Genomic DNA, 19982 nt, shown 5'->3' on the forward strand with positions numbered 1-19982 from the left:
ACGGCAATGACTTCCAAGACCCTGTTCGTCAGGGCCCTCACCGCGGTGGATGCCTCGGTGTGGAGCAATACTCGCGGCCTGCATGGCATCAGTCAGCATCTGGACCTGGAGCTGGACGGCGCCGTCGGCCATGACGGCATGCTGTTCGACTTCGGCGACGTCAAGCCGTGGGCCAAGCGCATGATCGACCAGGACGCCGATCACACCTTGATCGTGCCCAGTCAGGCCGAAGGCGTGAGCGTCACGGACTGCCCGGAAGGACTGTGTCTGCGCTTCACCCAGCCCTATGCCATGGAAGTGCGCGGCCCGCGTCAGGCCTTCTGCCTGCTGCCGGTGGCCGAGGTCACCACCGTGGTGCTGGCCAACCACTTCGAGAAGCTGCTGACGCGCCGCCTGCCGCCGCGCGTCGAGGCGCTGCGCGTGCGCCTGCGCGATGAGTGCATCGAGGGTGCCGCCTACACCTACAGCCATGGCCTGCGTCATCACAGCGGCAACTGTCAGCGTATCGCGCATGGTCACCGCTCTCCGCTGGTCATCGAACGCAATGGCGTGCGTGACACGGCACTGGAAGCCGAGTGGGCCGAGAAGCTCAATGACCGCTACCTGGCCGAAGAAGGCGATCTGATCGACCGTCCCGGCCGTGAGCTGGTGTTCAGCTATGAGGCACCGCAGGGCAGATTCCGCATTCGCCTGCCGCGCAAGCAGGTCTGGTTGCTGCCGACACCGACCACCATCGAGTGGATCGCCGACTGGCTGGCGCGCCAGATCGCTCTCGACAGCGGTGACAGCATTCGCGTCGAAGCCTATGAAGGGATCAACAAGGGCGCCATCGCGCGGCACACGCCAGAGACCGCCCGCCAGCCGCTGGTGCTGCCTGAGCATGAGGAAATGCCCGTCCCATCATGACGCAGACCGCCCACCACTTCGCGGCCACTCCCGCATCCGGCTGCCGCGCCGGCTGCGGGGGGTGCTGCATCGCGCCTTCCATCTCGAGTCCGATTCCCGGCATGCCCAATGGCAAGCCGGCAGGCGTGCGCTGCGTGCAATTGGATGACGAGAATCTGTGCAAGCTGTTCGGAACGCCACAACGACCGGCCGTGTGTGGCAACTTCGACTTCGATATCGAGCTGTGTGGCAATTCAAGCGAAGAGGCCCTGCGCCTGATCGGCGAGTGGGAGCGCCTGACGTGAGAGACGCCCCCTGAGGGATAGATCTCAGCTCACTCGCCGAAGAAATTGAAGGGCCTGGCGGCACCCTCGCTGCGACAGGCCAGCAAGGCGGCATTCAGCTGACGGGAATCCGCCAGCGGCAACGCAGTCGCCATCCCCTCCTGCCCCTGCTGCTCCAGCGGTGCGATCAACTCGAGTCGTGAGTCCTCGCGCCAGCTGGAAGGCGCAAGTTCGGCTCGTCCCTTGGCACGGTTATAGCTGCGCCAGCCTTCCGTCGTGTGAAAGATGCCCTTCACCCGCCAGTCGCGCGGCAGTCCATCCAGCCACCGGGTCAGCTGATCAAGATCGAACACCTCGCCCGCCACGATTCGCCATCCCAGACTGGCATGCTCAAGCCCTTCGGCCTGCTCGATCACCGGTGCGCCGGGCAATGGCATCACGCCTGAGGCTGACAACTTTTCACTGGTGGAGGTCTCCTGCGCCAGACGCGCCCTATCCCGCGCAGCGCGATGGGCAGCCGGCATGCTGATCTCGGGCTGGTTCTCACGATCTTCGCTGACGTGATGGGCGTCGCTGGCGTGCAAGCCGCCCTGGCGATGGGATTCACGCCCTGCTGGCAGCAGCCAATCGATCAGCGCGACCTCCTGACCGTCCATGCGTGCCTGGGCCGGCTGACTTTCGCCGTCGGCTCTGCCCAGCTCACCCACCCAGCGCTTGCGCGGCCACATCCCTTCCAGAAACTCATGCGCGGCCGCCAGCTGCTCATCAGTCGCCAGATCCCGCTTGCTGAGCACCACGCCCCCCGCCAGCGTCAGCTGATCCTGGAAAGTGCCGTGTTCACGCGTACGGGTATCGTCCAGTGCACGCGGGTCCAGCAGGGTGATGACTTCCTCGAGCTCAAGCGCGGAGGCCAGCCCTTCACTGCGCAGCACATCGATCAACCCTGCGGGATGGCCCAGCCCCGAGGGCTCGATGATCAGACGATCAGGCCGGGTCTGATGGATCAGGCTGACCAGTCCCGCCTGCAGCACGAAGGCCAGCTGACAGCACAGGCACCCGCCGGGCAGCCCCTTGACGCTGACATCCTCGCGTCCGGCAAACAGTGCCTGATCGATGCCTACCTGCCCGAATTCATTGACCAGGATCGCCCAATGCTCATCCGCCGGCTTGGCCGCGACCAGTGCCTGGATGAAGCTGCTCTTGCCGGTTCCCAGAAAGCCGGTGATCAGATGCACCGGTATCCGCGTGTGACGTGCTAAATCCGTCGAGGCGTCGCCGGTATCGGCGCCGCGTGAAGCCAGAGACATGCTGAATTCTCCGCAGGATGAAGGGCGTGCAAAAGGTTATAGAGTAACAAAATAAGCCCGGCGACGACGTCTCGTGAAGCGAATCCTGCCTTGCGACATGACGCAATCCGGCAATCGGCAAGCCGCCGCCAAGGGGACATACGCAAAACCCCTCGCCACCAGAGGTGACGAGGGGTTTCAGGCTTGCCTTGCGACCTGACTGACGTGCGTGATCAGGCAGCGCGGGTCAGGATACGACGCGCCACGTCCGGCGTGATGTCACCGTGCTCGCCGATGGCAGTGAAGCCATGACGTGCCAGGTTGTCGACCAGCTGGTCGATGCTGTCGGCACCGATGCCGGCTTCGCTCAACGATACCGGCGCGCCCATGCGGGTGAAGAATTCACGCGTCTTGTCGATGGCAGCGCGGGCGACGCTTTCGTCATCACCGTCCAGTCCCCAGACACGACGACCATACTGCACCAGCTTGGCACGCTTGGCCTCGAACATTTCTTCCCACAGTGCCGGCATCACGATGGTCAGGGTGCGGCCATGATCGACACCGTGCAGTGCGGTGATCTCGTGACCGATCATGTGGGTGGCCCAGTCCTGCGGCACACCACGCCCGATCAGACCGTTGAGGCCCAGATTGGCGGCCCACATGATGTTGGCGCGCACGGCCAGATCATCCGGCTGGCTCAGTACCTTGGGGCCTTCCTCGATCAAGGTCAGCAACAGACCCTCGGAGAAGCGATCCTGGACCGGCGCGTTGACCGGGTAGGTCAAATACTGCTCGCTGACGTGCACGAAGGCATCGACGACACCGTTGACGCTCTGGCGCTCCGGCAGGGTCAGGGTGGTGGCCGGGTCCAGCACCGCGAAGCGCGGGTAGGCCAGTTCGCTGAACATCGGCAGCTTGTCGTGGGTCTCGTAATTGGTGACCACGGCATTGCCGTTGGACTCGGAGCCAGTGGCCGGCAGGGTCAGCACCACGCCCAGCGGCAATGCCGTCTCGGGATGCTTGCCTTCGGCGAGAATCTCCCACGGATCACCGGCGTGACAGGCGGCCAGCGCGAGGAACTTGCTGCCATCGGCGACGCTGCCTCCCCCGACTGCCAGCAGATAATCGACCTTCTCGCGCTTGATGACCTCCAGCGCTTCCAGCAGGGTGTGATAGCTCGGATTCGGCTCGATGCCGCCGAAGCTCCACCACTGATGGTCCTCCAGTGCCGCTTCCACCTGATCCATCACGCCGTTCTTCTTGATGGAGCCACCCCCATAGGTGACCAGCACGCGGGCATCGGCGGGAATCTCGTCACGCACCTTGGCGATCTGGCCGGCACCGAAGTGCACGCGGGTCGGGTTCTGATAGGTAAAGTCCTGCATGATGCTCTCCTCGCAGAGTCAGGGGCGGCACGGCGGCAATGCAGAACGCCGCCATGATCAGGCGCCACCTGACACAGGGTGTCGCGTGAGGGCCTGGTGACACGAAAACGAAATGAAGACGTCACCACCCCACGAATGTTGCGCACATTCTAGAGCAGCATCTACGACGAAAGTAGAGCACAGTGCGCACGTCTTTGGTTCGTGTGAATCACCAATCGCATCGCGACGTGACAGCTTCTCACCAAAGCGAATGGCACTCACCCACGCGAATGGCTTTCACCAACGCGAAAGGCTCGCCGTGGCGAGCCTTTCGTGAATGCCTGAGCACCGCGCGTACGCGAGGCGTCAGGTGTTCGGGGCTTCAGTGCTGCCGTCTCAGGTTACAGACGTACCAGCATCTTGCCCTTGTTGGCGCCTGTGAACAGCTTGAGGAAGGCGTCCGGCGTCTGTTCCAGTCCCTCTTCCACCGTCTCTTCGTAGTCGATATCGCCCTTGGCGACCTGCGGCCCCACTTCCTCGAGGAAGCGGCTGTAGTTGTCCCAGTGATCGAAGACGATGAAGCCCTGCATGCGCGCCCGGCGAATCAGGATCATCGAGATATTGGAGGGGCCCGCCGCCACCTCGGTATCGTTGTAGCTGGAGATCATGCCGCAGACGGCGATGCGTGCACCGACGTTCAGGTTGTTGAGCGCCGCCACCAGGCAGTCACCACCGACGTTCTCGTAGTAGACATCGAAACCGTCCGGGCAGGCCTCCTTGAGCGCTTTCGTCAGCTGCTCAGCATCCTTGCCCTTGTAGCTGACCGCCTTGACGCCGCGCGCCTCCAGCCAATCCAGCTTTTCCTGACTGCCGGCGATGCCGACGACAGTGCCACCCTTGGCCTTGGCCAGCTGCACGGCGAGCGAGCCGACCGCACCGGAGGCCGCGCTGACCAGCACGTTATCACCCTCTTTCATCTCGGCGATGATGTTGAGGCCGGTCCAGGCGGTCATGCCCGGCATGCCCAGCACGCCCAGGTAGGCCTGCTCCGGCACATCGATGCTCGGCAGCGGCTCAACCTGATCACCAGAGAGCTGCGCGATATCACGCCAGCCGCCCATGTGACGGACCTTGTCGCCGCTCTTGAAGCGAGAGTCACGTGACTCGATCACTTCACCGACGGCTGCGCCCTGCAGCGGCTCATTGAGCTCGAAGGGGTCGATATAGGTCTTCACCCCGCTCATGCGGCCACGCATGTAGGGATCCACGGACAGCCAGCTGTTGCGAATGCGCACCTCGCCTTCGCCGAGCTCGCTCAACTCCTCTTCACGCAACTGGAACAGGTCGCGTTCCGGGGTACCTTTCGGATAGTCGGTGATCGTGTAATAGCGTGTCTGCATGCAATGCTCCTTGCGAATGATCTGGTCAAACGACGAGTGATCTGAATCGTCATCAGGCCGCTGGCCCGAGGCCTCAACCCTGTGACGTCTGGCCGCCGCAAGCGCTGCTCGGCGACGAAGTATCACCAGATTACGCGCGCTCCCGATATCACACCAATGACAGAAACTAAATCCCGGTATGCATGAGACTGATATCATGCGCGGTTGAAACTGCACACTTTCATCCCAGTGACTGGGCCGCCTCGCTACCGGGAACCGCTTGCCATGCACCTGGCTGAACTTGCCCGCCATGATCTCAATACGCTGGTCGCGCTGCATGCGCTGCTGGAAACCCGCAGCGTGTCGCGGGCCGCTGAGCGCCTCAATCTGAGCCAGCCTGCGGTGTCTCGCACCCTGGGGCGGCTGCGCGAGGCCTTCGATGACCCCCTGTTCGTGCGCGCGCAACGCGGTCTGCGCCCCACCGCACGCGCAGAGGCCCTCAGACAGCCCCTCGCACGCCTGCTGCAGGAGCTGGGCGCCCTGCTGGCACCGCCCGAGTTCTCGCCTGAAGATAGCCAACGTCGCTTCCAGCTGGCCACCACCGATTACGGCATGCACGCCTTCGTGGCGCCCCAGATCGCCCCGCTGCACGCGCAGGCACCCGGCATCCGTCTGGATATCCAGGCCTACGGCGGCAATGTCGAACAGCAACTCGAGGAAGGCGGGCCGGAGCTTGCGATGTGCGTGCCCACCGCCAAGGTGCCGGCCGGCGTGCATGGGCGCGAGATCGGGGATGACCAGTTCGTCTGCGTGATGCGCCAGGACCACCCGCTGGCAGCGAAGGAGACATTGAGTCTGGAGGACTTCGTCGCCGCCAGCCATCAATTGATCAGCATGGGCGGTGATGAGCGTGGTGCGGTGGATCTCAAGCTGGCGGAGCTGGGCTTGAGTCGGCAGGTCGTCATGCGCCAGCCCCACTTCCTGGCCGCCTTCAGTGTCACCTGCCATAGCGATCTGCTGCTATGCGTTCCGGGCTGCCTGGCCATCAGCATGCTGGATCAGCTACCGCTGGTGCTGCGCCCGCTGCCCATCGCCATCAACCGCTTCTCCTACTGGCTGGTGTGGCACGAACGCCTGCATCATGACGCCGGGCATCGCTGGCTGCGTCAATCTCTCTCGACAGGCATTCAAGCCCGCCACCGCGAACTCTCCCATCGGCTGCGTCAGCGGCTGGGCTCGTGACTTGAGACAGGACTCGTGACCTGACGCCGCACCCGCACACAGCATGGCGGCCTGAGCTTGCTACCTGAGCCCGCGATGCTTGAACCCGACGGCCTGAATACAATGGCCTGAACCAATGATTTGAACCCAAAAAAAGACCGCCACCCCAGGGGGTGACGGTCTCATTGGCAGGGAAAGCTGCCCACGCCAGTTGCCTGGCTCATTTGCGCTCGATCAGTTGCGCTCGATCTCGGCACGCTCACGCAGAGATTCCTGCAGGCCCGTGACTGCGGCCTGAGCACGCAGACGCGTGGCCAGACGCGAGAGGAACTGGTCCATCTCGCCCGGCTCGGCCTCGCCGATCTCGGTGAGAGCGATCAGCGCGATGCCACCACTCAGTGACGCCTTGCCGTAGACCGGCTGGCCATCCTGCGGGTGCGCCAGCGTGAAGGCCTGCTTGACCAGACTCTGCGGCAGCTGGGTGCTGGCCTGACGGCTGACATCGTCAGCCTGCTGCCAGTCGATCCCCTCGAGTGATCCGCCCTGGCGCAGCGTCTCCAGACGCTTCTCGGCCAGTGCCTCGAGTGCCTTGGCGGTCTTGTCGGCCTTGGCTTCGCGCTGCACCTGCTGCTTGACCTCATCCAGTGCCAGCGTGGTGGCCGGACGCTGCTCGAGGACGCGCAGCACCAGACGACGGCTGTCATCCAGTTCGATGACGTCACTGTTGTAGCCATCTTCCAGCACTTCGTCACCGAAGGCGGCTGCCATCACACCCGGCTCGGACAGCAGTTCGTCATCGTTTTCCTGCGCGACCCAGTCAGTCTTCTCAAGCGGCAGGTCCAGATCCTCGGCGACGCTGGCCAGATCATCCGCCGCGAAGCTCTCGTCCTTCAGCTGCTGCGCCTTCTCGTTGAAGGTGTCGCGGGAAGCGGCCTGACGGGCTTGCGTCAGCAGCTCGTCGCGCATGTCCTCGAAGGGCGCGATATCCAGACCGGTCACCTTGATCAGGTGCAAGCTGTCGCCGGTATCGACGATATCCGAGACCTGACCCTCATCCAGCGCGAAGGCCGCGTCATCGAAGTCTTCGCCGAAGATGCCGCGGGTGATCACGCCAAGCTCACCGCCGTCCTCGGCCGTGGAGCTGTCTTCCGAGACCTCGGCCGCCACCTCGGCGAAGTCTTCGCCGTTGGCGAGCGCGTCACGTGCGCCCTCGAGCTTGGCACGTGCCGCCGCATCATCGTCACCCTTCTCGACCATGATGTGCGCGATTTCCCGCGGCGCATCGGCACGCTTGGCCGCGTATTCGACCTTCAGCGTGTCTTCGCTGATATCGCCACCGCTGGCCAGCTCGTTCTGGTCCAGCAGCACGTAGGCCAGCTTGACCTGTGCCGGGCGACGGTAGTTGTCCTGGTGGCTGTCATACCAGGCCTTGAGCTCGTCTTCGCTGACCGTCACCGGCGCATCGAGGTCCGCGCTGCTCAACGTGGCATAACGGAAGCTACGCGTCTGACGCTGCAACTGGCTGAGCTTCTCTTCTTCGCCCGGCAGCACGAAGGCACTGGCGGCAAAGCCATCGGTCAACTGCTGACGCAGGGTGTCGCTGCTCAGCTGCTGACGGAAGGAGGTGGGAGAATAGCCGGCGCTGGCCAGACGATTGCGGAACAGGTCAGCATCGAAGCGCCCCTTGTCATCCTGGAAGTCCGGAATGCTCACGATCAGTTGATCGAGTTGCGCATCGGACATGTGCAGGCCGCCTTCCTCGGCATATTGATCCAGCAGGCGGGAATCGATCATCTGGTTGATGATCTGATTGCGTGCCTCGCGCTCCTGTTCCGGCGCTACCTGGCCAGAACGGATGGCACGCTGGACTTCGGTTTCCACCGCCTGGCGGCTGATGGTTTCGCCATTGACCGTGGCCACGTCGTCACTGCTGGCAGTGAAGGCGCCAATGATCGACTCAACACCAAAGAAGGCAAAGGTGACGACAATGAAACCAACGATCGTCTTGGCCACCCAGCCATGCGACCGGTCTCGAATTCGTTGCAGCATGCAGGCCTCGAACTACAGGGATTGGAATGGCCACAAGGGCCGCGACTCAGTGACTGATGATTATACGCATGCCGCAGACAGATGCAGGTGACTTTGCACGACTGACTGACTCGCCAGGGTCATCAAACGCTTGCGCCCTGCCGACACGGCCGAGTTCAGCCACAAAAAAAGCGCATCGCCAGGCGATGCGCTTCGATGTTCTGGTGCCGGTTCGGCAGTCATCAGACCACTCCCGAACCGGTACCGCGCCACCGGGTGCCTGCGAAGCAGGCAGACCTCAGTTGACGGCGTCTTTCAGTGCCTTGCCAGCCTTGAAGCTCGGCACCTTGGCAGCACTGATCTCGATCGGAGCGCCAGTCTGCGGGTTACGGCCAGTACGTGCAGCACGTTCCTTGACAATAAAGGTGCCGAACCCGACCAGTGCCACGGTCTCACCCTTCTTCAGGCTATCAGTGACGGTGTCGACCATCGCATCGAGTGCACGGCTAGCTGCTGCTTTCGGAATATCGGCAGATGCAGCAATGGCTTCGATCAGCTCGGATTTATTCACTCTTCACCCCTTGAATTTGCAAAAATTACCAGAAATCAGCGCGAAAATTACGGGTGCTAAACGCGATCGCGACGAAGCGGAGTTTATAGCAACGCCCTCAAACGACTGTCAAGCAACCTCACGCGCAAAACCGCACCACGCCGCCGTTTCGACAGCGGCATGGCCAAAAAAATCCCGTCAATGTGTACTGATCATTGTCTGACGACCACTGGCATCGTCTGAACGAGAATCATCCTTCTCAGCAGTCGACTTTTCTGCTAGAGCCACCTCAAGCACTTCGTCGATCCAGCGCACCGGCCGAATATCGAGTGCATCCTTGATGGTGTCCGGAACCTCCTTGAGGTCACGGCGATTTTCCTCGGGAATCAGCACAAGCTTTATACCACCGCGTCGCGCCGCCAGCAATTTCTCCTTGAGGCCACCGATCGGCATGACTTCGCCGCGCAGGTTGACCTCACCGGTCATTGCCACGTCACAGCGCACGGGGCGTCCACAGTAAGCGGATACCATCGCGGTGACCATGGCAGCGCCCGCACTGGGGCCATCCTTGGGCGTGGCGCCTTCCGGCACGTGAATGTGCAGGTCTTCCTTCTCGAAGCGCTCAGCCTCGATACCGAAGGCCTCGGCACGTGCACGTACCACGGTGTGGGCGGCACTCACCGATTCCTTCATGACGTCGCCCAGTGACCCGGTCTTGCTGACACGGCCCTTGCCGGGCGTGACGACGGACTCGATGGTCAGCAGCTCCCCACCGACGGAAGTCCATGCCAGGCCAGTGACACGGCCGATCTGGTCTTCGGCATCGGCAAGTCCGAAGCTGTACTTGCGAACTCCAGCGTAGTGCTCGACCTGCTCGGCCTCAAGGTGCATGGAAGACAGTGCACCCTCCTTTGCCTCGGCGACCACACGCTCACGCACGATCTTGCGGCAGACCTTGGCGAGCTGACGCTCAAGTTCACGCACACCGGCTTCACGCGAGTAATAACGGATCAGCTCGAGCACGGAGGCTTCGCTAAAGGTCAGCTCGCCCGGCTTCAGGCCATTGGCCTTGAGCTGCTTGGGCGCCAGGTAGCGCATCGCGATGGCCAGCTTCTCGTCTTCGGTGTAACCCGGCAGACGGATGATCTCCATGCGGTCGCGCAGCGGCCCCGGAATGTTCATCGAGTTGGACGTACAGATGAACAGCGTCTCGGACAGATCGTAATCAAGCTCGAGGTAGTGATCGGCGAACTTGTCGTTCTGCTCCGGGTCCAGCACCTCTAGCAGGGCCGAGGCCGGATCACCGCGGTGGTCCATGCCCAACTTGTCGATCTCGTCGAGCAGCACCAACGGGTTCTTCACGCCGGTCTTGGCCATGCGCTGGATGATCTTGCCCGGCAGTGCCCCGATATAGGTACGACGGTGACCGCGAATCTCGGACTCATCACGCACGCCGCCCAGCGCCATACGGGTGTACTGACGGTTGGTGGCACGTGCGATGGACTTGCCCAGCGAGGTCTTGCCGACACCCGGCGGACCGACCAGGCACAGCACCGGCCCCTTGAGCTTCTTGACGCGCTTCTGCACGGCGAGATACTCGAGGATGCGCTCCTTGACCTCATCCAGACCGTAGTGGTCCTCGTCCAGCACCTTGGCGGCGTGGTCGATGTCGTGACGCACACGCGTGCGCTTCTTCCACGGCACGTCGCACAGCCAGTCCAGATAAGTGCGCACCACGGTCGCCTCGGCGGAAGTCGGCCCCATCATCTTGAGCTTGTTGAGCTCCTGAGTGGCCTTCTCCTCTGCCTCCTTGGGCATGCCGGCATCCTTGATGCGACGCTCGTACTGCTCGACCTCGTTGGGCACGTCATCCAGCTCACCCATTTCCTTCTGGATGGCCTTCATCTGCTCATTGAGGTAGTACTCGCGCTGCGACTTCTCCATCTGCTCCTTGACGCGGGTACGAATGCGCTTCTCGACCTGCAACAGGTCGATCTCCGCTTCGATCAGCGTCATCAGGTGCTCGATGCGGTCACGCACCTTGTCCATCTCGAGCAGCGCCTGCTTGTCGTTGATGCCCAGCGACAGATGCGCGCTGATGGTATCCACCAGACGGCTCGGGTCTTCGATGCCCTGCAGGCTGCCCAGCACTTCGTTGGGCACCTTCTTCGAAAGCTTCACATACTGCTCGAACTGGTTGAGCAGCACGCGCACCAGGGTTTCCTGCTCTCGCTCGGACAGCGGCTGGCTATCACGCAGCGCGACATCGGCGATGCTGTAGCCATCGTCGTGCAGGCGAATCGCCTGGATATCAGCGCGCGAGCTACCCTCGATCAGCACCTTGACGGTGCCATCGGGCAGCTTGAGCAGCTGCATGATGTCGGCAACGGTACCGATGGCGAACAGGTCTTCCGCCGTCGGGTCGTCCTGACTGGCTTCACGCTGCGCCGCAAGCAGGATCTTCTTGTCGCCTTCCATGGCCACTTCGAGGGCCTGGATCGACTTTTCCCGGCCGACGAACAGCGGAATCACCATCTGGGGATAGACCACCACATCCCGCAGCGGCAGCAGCGGAAGTGTCAGGGTCTGATCTTCGTTCTGCTCCATGGCAGACGTTCCTCGGTATTCTGTGGGTGGGCCGCCTCACACGGCACTTTGATACTGAGACCATGGGGGCAAGGTCATGATTTTGCAATGATCCCGACACGCCTGGCGGTAACTCAACGCTGAATGAAGCCGTGCGTGACCCGCGAATGCATCACGGTAAAGATGGCTTGCGAGCGCAAACGCAACGGGGGGCCTTGCGGCCCCCCGTTGGTGCGACTCAGGCCCGGACGTTTCAGCCGTCCTTGCCGGCCACCTTGCCCTGACTCTCTTCGTTCTTGGAGTAGATCAGCAGCGGCTTGCTGTCGCCGGCAATCACCGACTCATCCACCACCACCTTGCTGACACTCTCCTCGGACGGGATGTCATACATGGTGTCGAGCAGCACGGACTCGAGGATCGAGCGCAGGCCACGTGCGCCGGTACGACGCTCGATGGCCTTGCGAGCCACGGCACGCAGCGCATCCTCGCGCAGGTCCAGCTCGACATCTTCCATCTCGAACAGGCGCGAGTACTGCTTGACCAGCGAGTTCTTCGGCTCGGTCAGAATCTGCACCAGGGCATCTTCGTCCAGCTCGGTCAGCGTCGCGATGACCGGCAGGCGGCCAACGAACTCGGGGATGAGACCGAACTTGACCAGATCACCCGGCTCGACGTCTGCCAGCACGCGACCCACGGTCTTCTCGTCCTGCTTGCTCTTGACCTCGGCATTGAAGCCGATGCCGCCCTTCTCGGCGCGTTCGCGGATCACCTTGTCCAGGCCAGCGAAAGCACCGCCGACGATGAACAGGATGTTGCCGGTATTCACCTGCAGGAATTCCTGCTGAGGGTGCTTGCGACCGCCCTGCGGCGGCACCGAGGCAGTGGTGCCCTCGATCAGCTTGAGCAGTGCCTGCTGCACGCCTTCACCCGAGACATCACGCGTGATGGAGGGGTTGTCGGACTTGCGCGAGATCTTGTCGATCTCATCGATGTAGACAATGCCACGCTCGGCCTTCTCGACATCGTAATCGCATTTCTGCAGCAGCTTCTGGATGATGTTCTCGACGTCCTCACCGACATAGCCCGCTTCGGTCAGGGTGGTCGCATCCGCGATGGTGAACGGGACGTTCAACAGGCGCGCCAGCGTCTCGGCCAGCAGCGTCTTGCCGCTACCGGTCGGGCCGATGAGCAGGATGTTGGACTTGCCCAGTTCCACTTCATCCGCGGCCTTCTGACCGGCACGCAGACGCTTGTAGTGGTTGTACACCGCCACGGACAGCACACGCTTGGCGCGGTCCTGGCCGATCACGTAATCGTCGAGAGTGGAACGAATCTCACGCGGCGCCGGCAGGCGATCATCATCACCTTCGGCGTCGGCTTCGAGGACCTCTTCGCGAATGATGTCATTGCACAGATCGACACATTCGTCGCAGATGTAGACGGAAGGTCCCGCGATCAGCTTGCGCACTTCATTCTGGTTCTTGCCACAGAAGGAGCAGTACAGCAGTTTGCCGTTCTCGTCCTTGCCTTTGCCGTCAGCCATTCGCGTACCTCTCAATGGCGGCGACTCCCCGGGGAGCCGCCGGAAATGCATGTTTGCCGACGTCAGGTCAGCCGTTTACGCGGGATCATTCCACGTCGGGACGGCGTTCCAGCACGGCATCGATCAGGCCGTACTCCATTGCCTGATTGGCCGCCATGAAGTTGTCACGGTCGGTATCATTGGCAATGGTGTCGAAGTCCTGGCCAGTGTGGTGCGCGAGAATGCGATTGAGCTTCTCACGGATGGTCAGGATTTCCTTGGTGTGAATCTCGATATCCGTGGCCTGACCCTGATAGCCGCCCAGCGGCTGGTGGATCATGACGCGGGAATTCGGCAGCGCGTAGCGCTTGCCGGCGGCACCGCCTGCCAGCAGCAAGGCACCCATGCTGGCTGCCTGGCCGATGCACACGGTGGACACGTCGGGCTTGATGAACTGCATGGTGTCGTAGATCGCCATCCCTGCAGTCACGGAGCCACCCGGCGAGTTGATGTACAGATGGATGTCCTTGTCCGGGTTTTCAGACTCGAGGAACAACAGCTGAGCCACGACCAGATTGGCCATGTAATCCTCAACCGGACCCACAAGGAAGATCACCCGTTCCTTCAGCAGGCGGGAATAGATGTCATAGGCCCGTTCGCCGCGAGCATTCTGCTCGACAACCATCGGAACCAGACCGCCAGCATTCTTGATGTCGAAGTCGTTCATGGGGGCTTCCTTCATCCGATGACATTGATATCCATTGAGCATGCCACTTTACCCCGCCCACTGACCAGAGACCCGGCCGTAGCCGGGTCCTGGTCTAGCAAGCACTAGGGGTCAACCAAGCTTCAGGCTTGCTCGCCTTCGGCTTCAGCAGCCTCTTCTTCTGCTTCTTCCTGCTGCTGTGCAGCCTGCAGGGCTTCCTGGTAGGACATGGCAACGTCCTTAACCTGAGCCTGTGCCAGCAGCTTGTCAACGGCCTTCTCTTCAAGCAGCACGGACTTGAGCTGGTTGCGAGCCTGTTCGTTGGAACCATAGTACTCGGTGACCTGAGCCGGGTCCTGGTACTGCTGAGCCATTTCTTCAACGCGAGCATTCAGCTCTTCGTCGCTGACGTCCATCTCGTTGCTGCTGACGACTTCGCTGAGCAGCAGGCCAGTCTTGACGCGCTGGACCGCCTGGTCCTGGAACAACTCGCCCGGCAGCTGGGAGACGTCGAAATCTTCGCCCAGACCGAACTGCTGTGCAGCCTGACGCTTCAGACCGTCGATTTCCTGGTCGGCCAGAGCCTGCGGCACGAGGATGTCGTTGGCCTTGGTCAGTTCCGCCAGCACCTGCTGCTTGACGCGATTCTCGATCGCGTTCTTCAGCTCACGCTGCATGTTCTTCTTCACTTCCACCTTGAAGCTTTCGACATCGGCAGCTTCCAGGCCGAACTGGGCGATGAACTCTTCGTTCACTTCCGGCAGTTCCTGAGCCTTGACGGCGTGGACCTTGACCTTGAAGGTCGCTTCCTGACCGGCGAGGTGCTCGGCCTGGTAGTCAGCCGGGAAGGAAACCTTGATTTCCTTGTCGTCGCCGGCAGCAGCGCCGACCAGCTGCTCTTCGAAGCCCGGGATGAAGCTGTTGGAGCCCAGCACCAGCTCGTGACCTTCTGCCTTGCCGCCTTCGAAGGCCTCTTCACCGAGGAAGCCTTCAAAGTCGATCTTGACCTGGTCGCCGTCAGCGGCAGCGCGCTCGACGTCGGTCCAGGAGGCGTTCTGCTTGCGCAGGGTCTCGATCATCTCTTCGACGTCGGCGTCGGTCACTTCCGCCTGCGGACGCTCGATTTCAGCGCCTTCGATCGGCTTCAGTTCGATTTCCGGGTAGATTTCCAGAGTCGCGACGAACTCCAGATCCTTGCCGGCTTCATCGACGGTCGCGTCGATCTTCGGCCAGCCAGCCGGGTTCAGTTCGTTTTCGGTGACGGCGGTCACGTAATGCTGGCGCATGATCTCGCCAACGATTTCGTTGCGCACGTCCTTGCCGTAACGCTGTTGCACCACTGCCATCGGCACGTGGCCCTTGCGGAAGCCGTTCAGACGAACGGTCTTGGCGGTTTCCAGAAGACGGGCGTTGACGGCCTGGTCGACTTCAGAAGCCGGCACCGTGATGGTGACCGTGCGCTCGATCGGAGAAGTCGTTGCGACAGAAGCTTGCATGAAAGTTCCTCTACCCACTGGTGGCGTTCGAATCATAAAGGCGAAGATTGTAGAAACCCCGCCACGCGCTGGCAAGCGCGGATATGACCCTTTCATATGGTGCCTTGGTCCAAGTTATTCAAGGACCCCGGCCATTTTCTGCTCCACCTACCCGCCAGACAGGCACCTGGAGCGCCCGGCAACCCGGAATCGTCATGCATGGAGCAGTGCGAAAAAACCAAAAAAAAGGAGGAGAAAGCCATTGGCCTTCTCCCCCTTTTGCGGCATGCCGCCCGCCCAAGTGGGCCAGGCAGCATCCTGATATTCATCGAGACGTGGGGTGGATGATGGGGTTCGAACCCACGACCACCGGAGTCACAATCCGGGGCTCTACCACTGAGCTACACCCACCACTTCTGGAGGTTGGACAGAAAGCCTGTCGTCTCCATCTCGTTGATACTGCTCAAGCTGACATGCAATGGGGTGGATGATGGGGTTCGAACCCACGACCACCGGAGTCACAATCCGGGGCTCTACCACTGAGCTACACCCACCACTGCATGAACATCTTCACATCGTCTGGTCGCAGTCATCAGGCTCTATGAAGAGCATTCCGACATCCACTTCGATGACAAACGTCATCTCGATGGCACGCCCAGCAGGACTCGAACCTGCAACCTACGGCTTAGAAGGCCGTTGCTCTATCCGGTTGAGCTATAGGCGCAGAAACTGATACTGCGAGTCAACCTCCGGACAAAGCCCTGAATACTGTCTCAAAAGACCGAAGCCTTGCGATACGTTGTATCCAAGTGGTCGGGATAGAGGGATTCGAACCCCCGACATCCTGCTCCCAAAGCAGGCGCGCTACCAGACTGCGCTATATCCCGAAACCGTCTTCAACCGACCGTCGAACCCCGTCGATGCGAGGCGTATTCTACCGAACTTTCGTCTGCGGTCAAGCCCTTACGTGAATTCTTTCCAAGAGAATCGTTTGCCCCTCGCGCTGTCATGCCAATGACCTCTCATGAGCATTCAGCGCTGCAGCCTCCAATATCTCTCCTTGCTGATACAAGACGCCATGCCTGTCATCGACTCTGTCACTGACGCAGTGATCACTTGCGACGGCTGAGTACCGCCGGTGGACTGACTATTGTCCTCATGCCTTCTACCTCTCTGCCATCCACTCTTTACCATACGCCCTACCCTTCTCCTTACTCCGCTCTCTGCTTCACCCTTTGCCACTCCCTATCTGTTTCTGCCTCTGCTTGGACCCTTTACCTTTCCTTGCGCCTCTACCGATGAAGACTCAAGGCGATAACCGCATGACATGCCCCACTCCCGCCTGTGACTAGGCGCCGTCATCTGACCTGCGGATGCCTGCAAAAGACCTGACGCCCATGACAGCTTTCGACCAAGGTCGTCATTCGGCGTTGACTGGAGGGCAAGGCATGCGAAAATTGGCCATCGTTGTCCCTCCTGCATTTATCGCCCACGAGAAGGAATGATCGCTGATGTCAGCACAACTGATAGATGGCAAGGCCATTGCCGAACGCGTACGCCAACAGGTAGGCCGTCAGGTCGATGCGCGTCGTGATGCCGGTGAACGTATTCCGGGGCTTGCCGTCGTGCTGGTCGGTGAAGATGCGGCCTCCGAGGTCTATGTCCGCAACAAGCACCTCGCCTGCGAGAAGGCTGGCATCCTCTCCACCCAACACCGCCTGTCCGCTGACACCACCCAGCAGGAACTGGAAGCCCTGGTCGACCAGCTCAATGATGACACCAGCATTGATGGCATCCTGGTGCAGCTGCCGCTGCCGGCGCATCTCGATTCACGCCCGATTCTCGAGCGCATTCGCACCGACAAGGACGTGGATGGCTTCCACCCCTACAACCTCGGTCGTCTGGCGCAGCGCCTGCCGGTGATGCGCCCCTGCACCCCCAAGGGCATCATGACGCTGCTGTCCGAGAGCGGCCTGCAGGTGCGCGGCATGGACGCCACCATCGTGGGCGCCTCCAACATCGTCGGTCGTCCGATGTCACTGGAGCTGATGCTGGCCGGCTGCACCACTACCGTCTGTCACCGCTTCACCAAGGACCTGGAGAGCAAGGTCCGCCAGGCAGACCTCGTCGTGGTCGGCGTCGGCAAGCCGGGCTTGGTCAAGGGTGAGTGGATCAAGGAAGGCGCCATCGTCATCGATGTGGGCATCAACCGCCTCGACAACGGCTCACTGGTCGGTGACGTGGAGTTCGCCCCGGCAGCGGAGCGTGCAGGCTGGATCACGCCGGTACCGGGCGGCGTCGGACCGATGACCGTTGCCTCGCTGCTGGAGAACACCCTGTTCGCCGCCGAGCTGCACGATGCCCAGTTGGCCGGCAAGTAAGCACGCACCCTCTCGCTGACAACTCCCCTAGCCGCGGGGCATCGCATGACAGGATGCCCCGCAGGCCCTGCTTCAGGATTTCACCATGTCCCTCAAGACACTTGGCATCATCGGCGCCATGGCCGAGGAAGTCGCCATCCTCGCCGAGCTGTTGGAAGACAGCATCACGACTCAACATGCCGGCTCCACCTTCCACGTCGGCCAGCTGCACGGCCTCAAGATCGTGCTGCTGCAGTCCGGCATCGGCAAGGTCAATGCGGCCGTCGGTGCCTGCCAGCTGATCGAGCGCTACCAGCCGGACGCCATCATCAACACCGGGTCCGCCGGGGGCTTCGCCTCTGATCTGGAGATCGGCGACGTGGTCATCTCCAGCGAAGTGCGTCACCACGACGTCGATGCCGTGGTGTTCGGCTACGAATACGGCCAGGTGCCGCAGATGCCGGCCGCCTTCCCGTCAGACCCGGCACTGGTGAAGATCGCGCGTGAGTGCGTCGAAGCCCAGGGCGAGATCAAGGCACGTGAAGGCCTGATCTGCACCGGCGACATCTTCATGGCAGACCCGAAACTGGTCGCGCTGACTCGCTCACGCTTCCCGGACATGCTGGCCGCCGAGATGGAAGCCGCCGCCATCGCCCAGACCTGCTTCGTCTACGACATGCCGTTCGTGGTAATCCGTGCACTGTCGGACATCGCCGGCAAGGACAACAACAGCCAATCCTTCGAGGAATTCCTGCACGTCGCCGCACGTCAGTCCTCGCGCATGGTCGAGGCCATGGTCAAGCGCCTCGCCAGCTGATCGCAGACGATTCGAAAGCGGTGCTGGTTGACAACGCACAAAAAACCGCCGCCCCCCTCACGGGACGGCGGTTTTTTTCATACTGACATCGCATCACGCAAGTGACATCAGCCCTCCAGCACCCAGGTCGTTCCCTCACGGGAGTCCTTGAGGATGATGCCCTGAGCGGCCAGCTCGTCACGAATGCGGTCCGCACCCGCGAAATCCTTGGCCTTCTTGGCGGCAGCACGTGCCTCGATCTGCGCCTGGATCTCGTCTTCCGACAACGACAATGCAGCAGTGTCGCCCTTGAGGAAGACCGCTGGGTCCTGACCGAACAGCCCCAGCAGGCCGCCCAGCGCGGTCAGTTCGAAGGCCAGCGCCGGCGCCTGCTGCGGTGACTCCTTCTTGGCACGGTTCAGCTCGCGAGCCAGCTCGAACAGCACCGACAGCGCACCGGCCGTATTGAAGTCGTCATCCATGGCAGCCACGAAGCGAGCCCGCCAGTCGCCTGACACCTCGCCTTGCTCAGGCGTGACATTTTCCAGCGCATTGTAGAAGCGCTCCAGCGAACGACGCGCTTCATCCAGCGAGTTGGCCTCGTAGCTGATCGCGCTGCGGTAGTGGCTGGCCACCAGCAGGTAACGCACCACTTCCGGGTTGTGCTGCTCCAGCACATCACGAATCGTGAAGAAGTTGCCCAGCGACTTGGACATCTTGTCCTGCCCGACACGCACCGCGCCGGCATGCATCCACACATTGGCGTACTGCTGGCCAGTGGCAGCTTCGGACTGGGCGATCTCGTTCTCGTGATGCGGGAAGGTCAGGTCCGGCCCGCCGCCGTGGATATCGAAGGTGTTGCCCAGGCAGCAGGTCGACATCGCGGAGCACTCGATATGCCAACCCGGACGTCCATCGCCCCAGGGGGACGGCCAGCTGGCCTCGCCCGGCTTGGCGGCCTTCCACAGCACGAAGTCGAGCGGGTCTTCCTTGGCCTCTTCCACTTCCACACGCGCGCCGGACTGCATGTCATCGAGCTGACGGTTGTTGAGCTTGCCGTAGCCCTCGAAACGACGCACACGGTAGTAGACATCACCGTTGCTGGCCGCGTAGGCAAAGCCCTTGTCGATCAGCGTCTCGGTCATCGCGATGATATCGCCGATGTGGGCGGTCGCCCGTGGCTCGCGATCAGGACGCAGAATCCCCAAGCGCCCTTCATCTTCATGCATCGCCTGGATCATGCGCTCGGTCAGCGCCTCGAAGGCCTCGCCATTCTCGTCGGCGCGCTTGAGGATCTTGTCGTCGATATCGGTGATGTTGCGCACATAGGTGACGTCATAGCCACGCGCACGCAGGTAACGCGTGATGATGTCGAAGGCCACCATCACACGCGCATGGCCGATGTGACAGAGGTCATAGACCGTCACGCCACAGACGTACATGCGCACCTTGTTGCCTTCCAATGGCACGAAGGGTGCCTTGGTCCGGCTCAGGGTACTGTAGATGGACAGTGTGCTCGCGGCATCTTCGAGTGAAATCA

Annotated in this window: 15 protein-coding genes and 4 tRNA genes; 5 read left to right on the top strand and 14 right to left on the bottom strand. The window is 61.7% G+C overall.

Annotation, left to right across the window (positions count from 1 at the left end; genetic code table 11):
• Positions 1 to 6 precede the first annotated feature (6 nt).
• Positions 7 to 906: a 6-carboxytetrahydropterin synthase gene (locus F8A90_RS12430; protein WP_200017345.1), complete on the top strand. Its 900-nt coding sequence runs from the start codon at positions 7 to 9 to the stop codon at positions 904 to 906.
• On the top strand, positions 903 to 1190 hold the full coding sequence (locus tag F8A90_RS12435; RefSeq protein WP_084208108.1) for a YkgJ family cysteine cluster protein: 288 nt from the start codon (positions 903 to 905) through the stop codon (positions 1188 to 1190). Before F8A90_RS12430 ends, F8A90_RS12435 begins: the two co-directional genes overlap by 4 nt.
• A 29-nt stretch (positions 1191 to 1219) precedes the next feature.
• On the opposite strand, the gene F8A90_RS12440 is transcribed toward F8A90_RS12435, so the two are convergent.
• The 3 genes from F8A90_RS12440 to F8A90_RS12450 form a co-directional block, all read right to left on the bottom strand.
• A complete protein-coding gene (locus tag F8A90_RS12440) occupies positions 1220 to 2476 on the bottom strand; it encodes a CobW family GTP-binding protein (protein ID WP_200017346.1) in 1257 nt (418 codons plus the stop codon).
• Between the two features lie 212 nt (positions 2477 to 2688).
• Positions 2689 to 3840: an iron-containing alcohol dehydrogenase gene (locus tag F8A90_RS12445; RefSeq protein WP_200017347.1), complete on the bottom strand. Its 1152-nt coding sequence runs from the start codon at positions 3838 to 3840 to the stop codon at positions 2689 to 2691.
• A 380-nt stretch (positions 3841 to 4220) separates the two neighbouring features.
• Complete coding sequence (locus F8A90_RS12450; protein WP_200017348.1) at positions 4221 to 5219, bottom strand: NADP-dependent oxidoreductase; 999 nt, start codon at positions 5217 to 5219, stop codon at positions 4221 to 4223.
• A 264-nt stretch (positions 5220 to 5483) separates the two neighbouring features.
• Here F8A90_RS12450 and F8A90_RS12455 point away from each other — a divergent pair, with 264 nt between their 5' ends.
• Positions 5484 to 6440 (top strand): LysR family transcriptional regulator, encoded by a 957-nt coding sequence (locus F8A90_RS12455; protein WP_200017349.1) that lies wholly within the window; start codon positions 5484 to 5486, stop codon positions 6438 to 6440.
• Between the two features lie 213 nt (positions 6441 to 6653).
• On the opposite strand, the gene F8A90_RS12460 is transcribed toward F8A90_RS12455, so the two are convergent.
• The 10 genes from F8A90_RS12460 to F8A90_RS12505 form a co-directional block, all read right to left on the bottom strand.
• The gene (locus tag F8A90_RS12460) at positions 6654 to 8468 is read right to left on the bottom strand and encodes a SurA N-terminal domain-containing protein (RefSeq protein ID WP_200017350.1); all 1815 of its coding nucleotides are present in this window, start codon (positions 8466 to 8468) and stop codon (positions 6654 to 6656) included.
• Positions 8469 to 8745: 277 nt separating this feature from the next.
• Positions 8746 to 9018 (bottom strand): HU family DNA-binding protein, encoded by a 273-nt coding sequence (locus F8A90_RS12465; protein WP_043331296.1) that lies wholly within the window; start codon positions 9016 to 9018, stop codon positions 8746 to 8748.
• 177 nt (positions 9019 to 9195) lie between these two features.
• The gene (lon, locus tag F8A90_RS12470; protein ID WP_200017351.1) at positions 9196 to 11604 is read right to left on the bottom strand and encodes an endopeptidase La; all 2409 of its coding nucleotides are present in this window, start codon (positions 11602 to 11604) and stop codon (positions 9196 to 9198) included.
• A gap of 232 nt (positions 11605 to 11836) precedes the next feature.
• Positions 11837 to 13126: an ATP-dependent Clp protease ATP-binding subunit ClpX gene (gene clpX, locus F8A90_RS12475; RefSeq protein ID WP_043331299.1), complete on the bottom strand. Its 1290-nt coding sequence runs from the start codon at positions 13124 to 13126 to the stop codon at positions 11837 to 11839.
• A gap of 85 nt (positions 13127 to 13211) precedes the next feature.
• Complete coding sequence (gene clpP / locus F8A90_RS12480; RefSeq protein ID WP_166018744.1) at positions 13212 to 13832, bottom strand: ATP-dependent Clp endopeptidase proteolytic subunit ClpP; 621 nt, start codon at positions 13830 to 13832, stop codon at positions 13212 to 13214.
• 122 nt (positions 13833 to 13954) lie between these two features.
• The gene (gene tig, locus F8A90_RS12485; protein ID WP_043331301.1) at positions 13955 to 15307 is read right to left on the bottom strand and encodes a trigger factor; all 1353 of its coding nucleotides are present in this window, start codon (positions 15305 to 15307) and stop codon (positions 13955 to 13957) included.
• 315 nt (positions 15308 to 15622) lie between these two features.
• Positions 15623 to 15697, bottom strand: a tRNA-His gene (locus F8A90_RS12490).
• Positions 15698 to 15765: 68 nt separating this feature from the next.
• A tRNA-His gene (locus F8A90_RS12495) sits at positions 15766 to 15840 on the bottom strand.
• A gap of 93 nt (positions 15841 to 15933) precedes the next feature.
• A tRNA-Arg gene (locus F8A90_RS12500) sits at positions 15934 to 16010 on the bottom strand.
• An 86-nt stretch (positions 16011 to 16096) separates the two neighbouring features.
• A tRNA-Pro gene (locus F8A90_RS12505) sits at positions 16097 to 16173 on the bottom strand.
• A 624-nt stretch (positions 16174 to 16797) separates the two neighbouring features.
• Between F8A90_RS12505 and folD the strand changes: the two genes are divergently transcribed.
• Together folD and mtnN are read left to right on the top strand one after the other, a co-directional pair.
• Complete coding sequence (gene folD, locus F8A90_RS12510; protein WP_054555494.1) at positions 16798 to 17667, top strand: bifunctional methylenetetrahydrofolate dehydrogenase/methenyltetrahydrofolate cyclohydrolase FolD; 870 nt, start codon at positions 16798 to 16800, stop codon at positions 17665 to 17667.
• Between the two features lie 85 nt (positions 17668 to 17752).
• The gene (gene mtnN, locus F8A90_RS12515) at positions 17753 to 18463 is read left to right on the top strand and encodes a 5'-methylthioadenosine/S-adenosylhomocysteine nucleosidase (protein ID WP_200017352.1); all 711 of its coding nucleotides are present in this window, start codon (positions 17753 to 17755) and stop codon (positions 18461 to 18463) included.
• A gap of 107 nt (positions 18464 to 18570) precedes the next feature.
• Here mtnN and cysS read toward each other — a convergent pair whose 3' ends face one another.
• Positions 18571 to 19953, bottom strand: coding sequence for a cysteine--tRNA ligase (gene cysS / locus F8A90_RS12520; RefSeq protein ID WP_166018965.1), 1383 nt, complete (start codon positions 19951 to 19953; stop codon positions 18571 to 18573).
• Between the last annotated feature and the right edge of the window lie 29 nt (positions 19954 to 19982).

The organism is Cobetia sp. cqz5-12 (assembly GCF_016495405.1).
Lineage (GTDB): Bacteria > Pseudomonadota > Gammaproteobacteria > Pseudomonadales > Halomonadaceae > Cobetia.

Coding starts and splice junctions, on each gene's coding strand:
- F8A90_RS12460 (WP_200017350.1), bottom strand. CDS start 8,468: ATGCTGCAACGAATTCGAGACCGGTCGCATGGCTGGGTGGCCAAGACG.
- clpP (WP_166018744.1), bottom strand. CDS start 13,832: ATGAACGACTTCGACATCAAGAATGCTGGCGGTCTGGTTCCGATGGTT.
- folD (WP_054555494.1), top strand. CDS start 16,798: ATGTCAGCACAACTGATAGATGGCAAGGCCATTGCCGAACGCGTACGC.
- F8A90_RS12455 (WP_200017349.1), top strand. CDS start 5,484: ATGCACCTGGCTGAACTTGCCCGCCATGATCTCAATACGCTGGTCGCG.
- tig (WP_043331301.1), bottom strand. CDS start 15,307: ATGCAAGCTTCTGTCGCAACGACTTCTCCGATCGAGCGCACGGTCACC.
- F8A90_RS12450 (WP_200017348.1), bottom strand. CDS start 5,219: ATGCAGACACGCTATTACACGATCACCGACTATCCGAAAGGTACCCCG.
- F8A90_RS12435 (WP_084208108.1), top strand. CDS start 903: ATGACGCAGACCGCCCACCACTTCGCGGCCACTCCCGCATCCGGCTGC.
- F8A90_RS12430 (WP_200017345.1), top strand. CDS start 7: ATGACTTCCAAGACCCTGTTCGTCAGGGCCCTCACCGCGGTGGATGCC.
- mtnN (WP_200017352.1), top strand. CDS start 17,753: ATGTCCCTCAAGACACTTGGCATCATCGGCGCCATGGCCGAGGAAGTC.
- lon (WP_200017351.1), bottom strand. CDS start 11,604: ATGGAGCAGAACGAAGATCAGACCCTGACACTTCCGCTGCTGCCGCTG.
- F8A90_RS12445 (WP_200017347.1), bottom strand. CDS start 3,840: ATGCAGGACTTTACCTATCAGAACCCGACCCGCGTGCACTTCGGTGCC.
- clpX (WP_043331299.1), bottom strand. CDS start 13,126: ATGGCTGACGGCAAAGGCAAGGACGAGAACGGCAAACTGCTGTACTGC.
- F8A90_RS12440 (WP_200017346.1), bottom strand. CDS start 2,476: ATGTCTCTGGCTTCACGCGGCGCCGATACCGGCGACGCCTCGACGGAT.